This is a genomic window from Paenarthrobacter sp. NPDC089714, from assembly GCF_044748905.1.
In the GTDB taxonomy this organism is placed as follows: Bacteria; Actinomycetota; Actinomycetes; order Actinomycetales; family Micrococcaceae; genus Arthrobacter.
On sequence record NZ_JBIVGX010000015.1, the window covers coordinates 92755 to 102481 of the forward strand.

7 protein-coding genes and 1 pseudogene are annotated in these 9727 nt (G+C 62.8%); all 8 read left to right on the plus strand.

Going from position 1 to position 9727, the window contains the following annotated elements:
- Positions 1-151 precede the first annotated feature (151 nt).
- Positions 152-1588, plus strand: coding sequence for a GH32 C-terminal domain-containing protein (locus ACIPY3_RS20035; RefSeq protein WP_400336810.1), 1437 nt, complete (start codon positions 152-154; stop codon positions 1586-1588).
- 50 nt (positions 1589-1638) lie between these two features.
- Positions 1639-2976, plus strand: a complete 1338-nt coding sequence (locus tag ACIPY3_RS20040; RefSeq protein ID WP_400336812.1) for an ABC transporter substrate-binding protein — start codon at positions 1639-1641, stop codon at positions 2974-2976.
- A gap of 64 nt (positions 2977-3040) precedes the next feature.
- Complete coding sequence (locus tag ACIPY3_RS20045; protein WP_400336814.1) at positions 3041-3922, plus strand: carbohydrate ABC transporter permease; 882 nt, start codon at positions 3041-3043, stop codon at positions 3920-3922.
- Entirely contained in the window at positions 3919-4824 is a 906-nt protein-coding gene (locus tag ACIPY3_RS20050) for a carbohydrate ABC transporter permease (RefSeq protein WP_400336815.1), read from the plus strand. Before ACIPY3_RS20045 ends, ACIPY3_RS20050 begins: the two co-directional genes overlap by 4 nt.
- A 38-nt stretch (positions 4825-4862) precedes the next feature.
- Complete coding sequence (locus ACIPY3_RS20055; RefSeq protein WP_400336817.1) at positions 4863-5939, plus strand: LacI family DNA-binding transcriptional regulator; 1077 nt, start codon at positions 4863-4865, stop codon at positions 5937-5939.
- Between the two features lie 549 nt (positions 5940-6488).
- A complete protein-coding gene (locus tag ACIPY3_RS20060) occupies positions 6489-7874 on the plus strand; it encodes an MFS transporter (protein ID WP_400336819.1) in 1386 nt (461 codons plus the stop codon).
- Positions 7864-9126, plus strand: coding sequence for an alpha-L-fucosidase (locus ACIPY3_RS20065; protein WP_400336820.1), 1263 nt, complete (start codon positions 7864-7866; stop codon positions 9124-9126). Before ACIPY3_RS20060 ends, ACIPY3_RS20065 begins: the two co-directional genes overlap by 11 nt.
- A gap of 117 nt (positions 9127-9243) precedes the next feature.
- Positions 9244-9727 (plus strand): annotated as a pseudogene (locus ACIPY3_RS20070) (HNH endonuclease); the annotation flags it as partial.

The window sequence follows — 9727 nt, forward strand, 5'->3', positions numbered from 1 at the left end:
CATCGGTAGCAAGGACCCTAACTGGCAAGGAATGACTTGGTCAAGCGTTTTAGCGGAGCAAAATAACTTTTGCTAAAACGCTTGACCATCACCAACCCAAGAGCTAACTTCATGGTGATCAAACGCTTTAGCAGAATGGATATCAGCGCAGATGAAACGCTCAGTCTTCTTCCAACCCAGCGATGGCTGGGTTGGGGACCTCATCCCCTTCGAGAAGGGCGGGGAGTTCTGGCTCTTCTACCTCCACGACGTACGCACCGACCCCAAACCAGGTACGTCCTGGAACCTCGTGACCACCAAGGACCTCACCCAGTTCGAGTACCACGGAGTCGCCTTGCCGCACGGCAGCGAGGACGATGCGGACTTCAACGCCTACACCGGCAGCGTGGTGACCGACGACGACGGCACCCACCACCTGTTCTACACAGGCCAGAACCCGGGCAACCTGGGTGCGGACGGTGCGCCCCTCCAGTTGGTCATGCACGCCACCAGCCGCGACGGCATGCAGAGCTGGACCAAGCACCCGGAGCACACTTTCGGCGCACCCGAAGGCTACGAGACCGGCGACTGGCGCGACCCTTTCGTGTTCCGCGATGAGGCCACGTCCCAGTGGCGCATGCTGATCGCCGCCCGCCACGCGGCCGGACCCGACCGTCGTCGGGGTGTCATCGCCCAGTGCGTTTCCACCGACCTCGTGACTTGGGACTACACGGAACCGTTCTGGGATCCGCGCCGGTACATCACCCATGAATGCCCCGACGTCTTCCAGTGGGGCGAGTGGTGGTACATGGTCTATTCCGAATTCTCCGAGACCTTCACCACGCGGTACCGCATGGCCAAGAGCCCGGACGGCCCGTGGACAGTGCCGGAACTGGACAGCATCGACGGCCGCGCCTTCTACGCCTCCAAGTCCGCAGGCCGCGAGGACCGCCGTTTCTTCTTCGGCTGGATCGCCAGCAAGGAAGGAAATTCCGACGACGGCGCCTGGCAGTGGGCGGGCACCATGTCCGTCCTCGAAGCCCGGCAAAACCCGGATGGCACCCTGGGATTCGGTTTCGCCGACGAGCTCGTGGACAGCTTCTGGGAGGAGCTGCCGGTCTCGCTCTCCAGCCAAATCCCGGCCGCGCTGGACGTCCCTGACAGCTACGCAGCCATCCTCTCTGATGAAGAGCTGCCCAGCCAGTTCTACGCGAAAGCCGTCTTCGACATCGCGCCGAACACCACCGAATGCGGGCTCCTGCTTCGCGCAAACCACGACGGCGACGAGTCTTACGTCCTGCGCCTGGAACCCAAGCGCAACCGATTGGTCTTCGACCGCTGGCCCCGTGAGGTTACCGGCGACGCGCAGTGGCACGTCTCGGGCGACGTCCCCTACGACGTCGAACTTGAGCGCCCCTGCACCCTCACCCCGGGCGAGCACACGCTTGAGGTCATCGTCGACGGCGACTTGTGCGTCGCCGTCGTCGACCGCCAGGTTGCGCTGAGCGCAAGGCTCTATGACCGCCCGACGGGGCGCATCGGTCTGTTCGCCGGTGAGGGATCCGCCGTCGTCACTGAACTCGATATCCGTCAACGCATCGACAACTGAAACACCATCCCCAACCCCAACCTCCAGAACAATCAAGGGAGATTGCCCACATGAAGAAGCTATTCCGAGTCGCGGCCGTAGCCGCGGCAGCAGCCCTGGCCCTGACGGCCTGTGGTGGCGGCGGAAATGCCAGCAGCCCGGCCGACGTGAACCCCACCGGTGAGATCAAGCCCCGCGAGATTTCCTGGCTGCTGTCCCGCCCGGCCGACGGCGCCGTCATCAACATCATGAAGAAACTGGCCGATGACTACGCCAAGGACCACCCCGGGTTCTCGCTGAACCTCATCACCACCCCGGATCGCCCGTCCTACATCCAGAAGCTCGAAACCCTGGCCGCGGCCAACAAGCTGCCGGAACTGTTCGATACCGACGCCACGCCGTTCGCCCAGCAATTGGCCAAGCAGGGCAAGATGCTGGAGGCGGACAAGTTGCTCAAGTCCCTGGGGCTGTACGACGACTACCGCCCCGGTGCCCTGGACTACCAGCGCTTCGATGACGGGTCCCTCTACATGATCCCGTTCCAGTTCGAGCTGGAATTCGTTTGGTACAACAAGGCCCTGTTGGAGAAGGCCGGGGTAGCCGTGCCGAAGTCGCTCGACGATATTCCCGCCATGTGCACGGCACTGCGGTCGGCCGGCATCACGCCGATCGCCATCGACGGCCAGGACCAGTGGCCGCTGGAACGCTACGTTGCCTACCAGCCCTTCCGTGAGGCCGGACCGGATTTCGTGCAGAAACTGAAGAAGGGCGAAGCGAAGTTCACGGACGCCGCCGGACAGAAGACCGTGAACTGGATGGCTGAACTGGGCAAGGCCAAGTGCTTCCAGGATGGCTTCTCTGCCCAGGGCTACTCGGACGCGCAGAACCAATTCACCTCGGGGCAGGCAGCCATGTACAACATCGGCACGTGGGAGCTGCCCAGCCTGGCCACGGACAAACTGAATCCGGCTGTCCGGGATGACGTGGATTTCTTCACCCTGCCAACCACAGCGAATTCGGTGACGGCCGCGAACGAGTTCGTTTCGCCGTCGGGCATTGGCATGGCCGTCAACGCCAAAACCTACGATCCCCTGGTGAGCGACTTCCTGAAGTTCGCGCTGCAGAAGTACCCCAGCGAGTATGCGGCAACGGGAGCACTCTCGCCCACCACCAACGTGCAGACCGCCGTTCCGGCCAACGCCACCCCGCTGTACAAGAAGGCCTTGGACGCAGCCAACAACCTCGGTTCCAAGCAGGCCATGCCGTGGGACACCCAGTTGGACCCCACCACCAACGGCCGGCTCCAGCAGGAACTCGTCCTCCTGGTCCAGGGCAACATCACTCCTGAGCAGTTCACCAGCACCATGGACCAGACCATCAAGCAGAACGCACCGAAGTTCTTCAAATAAGCGGTTCTTCACGTAGATCCCAGCGGCGGGGGATCGGCAGGTCCCCCGCCCGAAAGGCCCAGAAATGCTACCCAACAGATCAAAGACATCCGTCCTGGTCTTCCTGCTCCCGCCTCTTTTCCTGTACGGCGCCGCAGTGCTGTTCCCGATCCTTCAGTCTCTGTTCCTGAGCTTCTTCTCCTGGAACGGCATCAGCGACATGGAGTTCGTCGGCCTCGCCAACTACATCCGGATGCTGACCGGCGACGATATCTTCTGGCGTTCCTTCGCCAACGCGCTCATCTACCTGGCCATTTGCCTGGTCCTGCAACTCGGCGGTGCCTTGGTGGTGGCCAGCCTGTTGACGTCGCTGACCCGTGGCCGCGAGCTCATCAAGACCCTTTACCTTCTTCCCGCAGTCATCTCCACGGTGGCCATCGCGTTCCTCTTTGTACGGATCTACTCGATTGACCCCGTGGGACTCCTTAACCAGTTGCTGCACTGGATCGGGCTCGGTTCCTTGGAGCGTGCCTGGCTGTCCGACGTGAATACTGTCCTCGCGGCCGTTTCCGCTCCTGAAGGCTGGAGGTTTACCGGCCTCTACATGCTGATCATCTACGCTGCCCTGATCGCGGTGCCGAAGGAGTTGGAGGAAGCCGCGGTCCTGGACGGCGCCTCCAAGTGGACGCTGTTCACCAAGATCCGCTTCCCGTATATCCGCCCGGTGTGGATCACCACCACCATCATGGCCACTACCTACGGCCTGCGCGGCTTCGACATCCCGTACCTCATGACCAACGGCGGCCCCGGCCAATCCTCCGAACTGCTCACCACCTACATGTACAAAACGGCCTTCACGAGCACCGATTTCGGGTACGCCAGCACCATCTCCGTCTTCATCGTGATCGAGTGCCTCGTCGCCGTCGGCCTCATCCTGTTCATGCTCAAGCGGAAGGCTGACTCATGATCGCCCAAACAGCACCTGCCACACCGCGGACTCCCATCCGGCCCCCGGCGCCCGTCATCAAGCGCCGCCGCCGGAAGCCCAACGTGTACCGCACTCTTTCCAGGGTCCTGATCTCCCTCATCGTGATTGTCCAGGTCTACCCCCTGGCATGGCTCTTCCTCACCAGCCTCCGGACCGAGCACGACTTCGCCACAGGAGACCCGTTCGCCCTGCCCGGGGCCTGGACGTGGGACAACTATGCGCGGGCTTTCGAAACAGGGGACCTGGGCCGGAACATCCTCAACAGCTTCATCGTCACCATGGGCGCCAACGTGCTGATCGTCCTGTTCGGCATGATGGCCGCGTACGCCATCCAGGTCCTCGGCTTCCGGCTGAGCAAGTTCGTGCGTGGACTCTTCCTGATCGGCATCATCGTGCCCGTCCAGATCGCACTGGTTCCGCTGTTCATCGACTACTCCGCAGTGAACCTGCTCGACACCTACCAATCGATGATCATCCCCTTGGCCGGATTTGCGCTGCCCATGTCCATCTACTTGTTCTCGTCCTTCTTCGAATACATCCCGCGGGAGACGTACGAGGCCGCCTCGCTGGACGGTGCCGGCCCCTACCGGATCTTCGGCCTCATCACCTTGCCGCTGTCCCTCAACACCGTGGTCACCGTAGTGCTGGTCAACAGCATCTTCATTTGGAACGACTTCATCTTCGCCAACACTTTTGTCCTTTCCGAAGACCTCAAGACCATCCCGCTCGGCCTGCAGAACTACATCGGAGCCATGGGCAAGGTTGACTGGACCGCCACGTTCGCTGCCGTGTGCGTGACCATCACCCCGTTGCTCCTGGTGTTCCTTGTCCTGAACAAGGCCATGATCCAGGGCTTGGAGAGCGGGGCGAACAAGGGATGACCGCCCCGGCTGATGGATATACTCCTGATGGAGGGCAGATGATTTCGCAGGAGAAAGATCCAGGCACGCCGGCGACCCCCGACGCTCCTGTCGGAACAGGCCGCGCACATCCGGTGACCCTCCGCGAAGTAGCCGAAGCGGCCGGCGTTTCCACTGCCACGGTCTCGCTGGTCATCAACAAAAAGAAGAACGCACGCATCGCCGAGGACACCCGGCAACGCGTGAAGGACGCCATTAGGAAGCTCGGCTACCGCCCCAACGCCATGGCCAAGACCCTGGTCAGCGGCACCTCCAAGTTCATCGGGCTCGTGGCCGACGGCGTTGCCACCACCCCTTTCGCCGGCCAGATCATCCACGGAGCCCAGGACGAGGCCTGGAAACACGGGTACGCCCTGCTGATCGCCAACACCGAGGGCAACGTGGACCTGGAAAACGACGCGATCAACATGATGCTTGAGTACAAGGTCCGCGGGATCCTGTATTCAACGTGGTTCCACCGGACCACGGACATTCCGGAGACCCTGCGCGAGGCCGACTTTGTGCTGGTGAACTGTTTTTCCCCTGAAACCTCGGCCCGTGCTGTGGTCCCTAACGAAGCCCAGGGCGGCCAGTCGGCTACGGACATCCTGATCCGCGGCGGCCACCGGCGCATTGCCTTCATCAACGCCACCACCCCGGCTCCTGCCCGCGACGGCAGGCTTGAGGGGTACAAGTCAGCGCTCGAAGCAGCAGGCATTGCGTTCGATCCAAGCCTGGTCCTGGAGGCTTTTCCTGACCAGGAAGGCGGATACGGAGTCACGAAGGAGCTGCTCAAGCGTGACATCACTGCCGTGTACTGCTACAACGACCGGATGGCCATGGGCCTCTACGACGGACTGCGCGAGAACGGCCTGTCCATCCCGGACGACATTGCCGTGGTGGGGTTCGACAACCAGGAAGTCATCGCAGCACACCTGCGCCCGCCCCTGTCCACGGTTTCCTTGCCGCACTACGAATTGGGTGCCGCGGGCGTGCGTCTGCTGCTCGGCCTGGACCAGGCTCCCGCCGATTCGGCGTTGCGGATCGAATGCCCGGCCGTGGAGCGCGCCTCCGTCGCGGTGCCGTCGAAGGCTTAGGCCCCCGAACACCCTTGTTTAAAGCCCGACGGCGGCTGGTCGCGTGAGGCGACCAGCCGCCGTCGTACTTCACTTCAGTTGCGCCGCACTTCAGTTGCGCCGCACTTCACTTGCGCCGCCTCACTCGGGCAGCGGGTCTCCGAAGGTCGGGTCCGGGTGTGGAGGAGGAGTTGCCGGGCCGGGATCCGGAATCGGCAGCGGTCCTGGCTCCGGATTCGGGCCGGGCGATGGCGGTGGGAACGGTTGCGTCGGATCCGGCGGCGGCTGTACAGGCCCCGGTTCGGTGGGTGGCTGCGTAGGCCCGGGCTCGGGCGGGAACGGATCGGGTTCGTGCTGTGGAGGAAGGGTCATCATCACTCCTTGGAACTCGGATAATCAGGTGGCTTACTGAAGGGTCCAGCCTACGCCTCCATCGTGCGTCAGGCCATGGCTGGGAAAACCCTTGACCCGCTTGCTGAAAGGCTTGACCCGTCCGGGACGAGCGGTCAATGCTGGATATGCCGCGCTTTTCACCCAGGGGGACACTCGCATGCATAGGGGCCGGAACGAATGACCGAGCAGACAGCCAACGTTGATCTCTCCCTGCGCAGCCCGGCCCAGCGATCCCGCACCTTCATGGGCATCCTGGTCAACACAGCCGCGGCCAACATCACCACCAGCTACCTCTGGTTTGCCCTGACGTTTTGGGTGTACTTGGAGACCCGCAACGTCATCGCCACCGGTGTGGTTGGTGGGGCATACATGCTGTTGATCGCCGTTTCCAGCATCAGCTTCGGGACGTTCGTGGACCGCTACCGCAAGCTCGCCGTGATGCGGTTCGCGGCAGCCTTCACACTGGTGATGTTTGCGATCTCCGGGGTGGTCTTCCTGCTGGTCCCCACTGCATCCTTGCTCGACCTCGGCCAGCCCTGGTTCTGGGCCTTCACGCTGATCATCCTGGTGGGTGCCGTGGTGGAGAACATGCGAAATATCGCCCTCTCCACCACAGTGACCATCCTCATCGAGCCGGACCGCCGGGCCAACGCGAACGGCCTGGTTGGCATGGTCCAGGGCTTGATGTTCATTGTTACGTCCGTCTTGTCAGGGCTGTCCGTAGGGCTCGTCGGCATGGGCTGGACGATTGCGATAGCGCTGGTTCTCACCGCGCTCGCCTATGTACATCTCCTGACGCTCCGGATGCCTGAAGAGTTGCAACCGGCGGCTACGGATGCGAAAGGCGGCTTCGACCTCCGCGGTTCCTACGCTGCCGTGGTGGCTATTTCGGGGTTGTTCGCGCTCATCATCTTCTCTACGTTCAACAACTTTGTGGGCGGGGTCTACATGGCCCTGATGGATCCGTACGGCCTGGAAATGTTCCCCGTGGAGTTGTGGGGGACGTTCTTCGCGGTGGCGGCAACGGGGTTCATCATTGGCGGTGCCTTGGTGGGCAAGTTCGGCTTGGGCGCCAATCCCTTGCGGACCATGCTCATTGCCGTGGCCGTCATGGGTGTGCTGGGAGCGCTGTTCACCATCCGCGAGTGGCCGTGGCTCTACATTCTTGGGATCTGGCTTTACCTGACCCTGGTTCCGATCGTCGAAGCCGCCGAGCAGACCGTGATCCAGCAGGTGGTTCCGTTGCCCCGACAAGGGAGGGTGTTCGGGTTCGCCATGGCCTTCGAGTCGGCGGCAGCGCCGATCACGGCCTTCCTGATTGCCCCCATTGCCCAGTTCTGGATCATTCCCTATGCGCGGTCCGAATCAGGCGCTGCGCAGCTGGAACCGCTTCTGGGCGAGGGTACGTCGCGCGGAATAGCTTTGGTGTTCCTGGTGGCCGGCATCATCATGATTCTTGCCGCCGCGTTGGCCTTCCTCACGCCCGTTTACCGGCGGGTCTCGGCGTCCTACAAAGAGAAGGCCACCGAAGAAGGTGCCGCCTCGACTGCTGATGAAGGCTAGCCCCGCGCAGCTGCGCTGGCAGCAGCTCGAGTTCGGCATCTTCATCCACTTCGGCATCAACACTTTCGCGGGCAAGGAATGGAGTGACGGCACTGTTTCTCCTTCTCTCTTCAACCCTGTGGATTTCGACGCCGGAAGCTGGGTCCGCGTGGCCAAGGACGCGGGTGCCAGGTACCTGATTCTCACCGCGAAGCACCACGACGGTTTCTGCCTGTGGCCTTCCTCGACCACGGACTACTCCGTCGCCGCCTCGCCATGGCGCGGGGGATCCGGCGATGTAGTGCGTTCCGTTGCCGACGCGTGTGCTGATTTTGGCCTGGGCTTTGGTGTTTACCTCTCGCCCTGGGATCGGAATGCGGCTTGCTATGGCGATCCTGCGGCCTACGATTCCTTTTACGCCCGGCAACTCACCGAACTCTGCACCGGTTACGGACCGCTCATGGAACTCTGGTTCGACGGTGCCGGCTCAGTGGGCCGGTCCTACGACTGGGACCGCATCATGGCCGTGGTGCATGAACACCAGCCCGACGCCATGGTGTTCAACATGGGCCAACCGACCATCCGCTGGGTGGGCAACGAGAACGGACTCGCTGCGGATCCCGTGCAGTATGTGGTGGATCAGACCCTCGACAGCCAATACACCGAGTCGAGTTCAACTCTCACTGCCCGCTACCTTCCGCCGGAGTGCGACGTTTCCCTCCGGCGCGGCTGGTTCTGGCATCCCGACGACGAGCCCAAATCCACCGAACACCTTCTCGCCATCCACCATCAATCAGTTGGCATGGGAGCCAACCTGCTGCTCAACCTCCCGCCGGACACGCGCGGCCTCATCCCTGTGGAGGACCAGACCCGGCTGCGTGAATGGAAGGCAGAGCTGGACCGACGCCTTTCCGGCGCCGTTGAAGCAGCGCTGGAACACCACGACGACGGCTCTGTGACCATGCGCTTCCCGACGCCGGTCACGTTCAACTACGTCGAGTTGGTGGAAGACCTGGGTTCCGGGCAGCGGATTACCCGCCACAGCGTCACGCACGACGGCGGTACTCACGACGGCGGTGAAGTCGCCACCGGGCTCACGGTCGGGAACCGTCGGCTCCACCAGGTTCCTGTCACTACGGCCATTGGGCTGCGAGTATTTCTCTCCGGTCCCGGGGCGGTGTTGGCCTCGGCGCGCGTCTACACTGGCGCGCTGGACGCTTCGCCTCCTAGGATCCCCGAAGGCTACGAAGCCCCGACGGACGCGCCGGAGTAGTGGAGCTCTCAAAGACTCCGTGCTGTGGAGGAACAGTGCTGGGGGGAGTTTTTGAGGCTGTCCACATAGGCCTGTCGGGGTCTTATCCCGGTGTTTCTGGGCTGGAAGAGTGGGGGTATGGACGGGTTTTCGGGGCAGTTGGGTGGTGGTGTTGGTGGCGCTGCCGGGGTTGCTGCTGCCTCCGGTCATGTGTCTGTGGAACGCTCCTTGGCGGTGGGCTGGTCGATTGCGGATTTGATTGCGGCTGTTGGTGCGCTTGAGCTTGCGGGCGACAGCGGGGTGTTGGTGGATTTGTTGCGGGGGTTGGAGGATGTGAAGTCGGCGGTTTCGGCGGCGCAGGCGAGGGTGGCTGTGGCGTTTGATCTGGCCCAACGCAGGGAGCAGGCGGAGGCGGGGGTTCCTGTTTCGGAGCGGGGTAGGGGTGTGGGGGCGCAGGTGGCGTTGGCGCGGCGTGAGTCCCCGAATAAGGGGGCCCGGTTGTTGGGGTTGGCGAAAGCACTGGTGACGGAGATGCCGCGGACGTTGGCTGCGTTGGAGTCCGGGTTGTTGAATGAGTGGCGGGCGACGTTGTTGGTGCGGGAGACGGCGTGTTTGTCGGTGG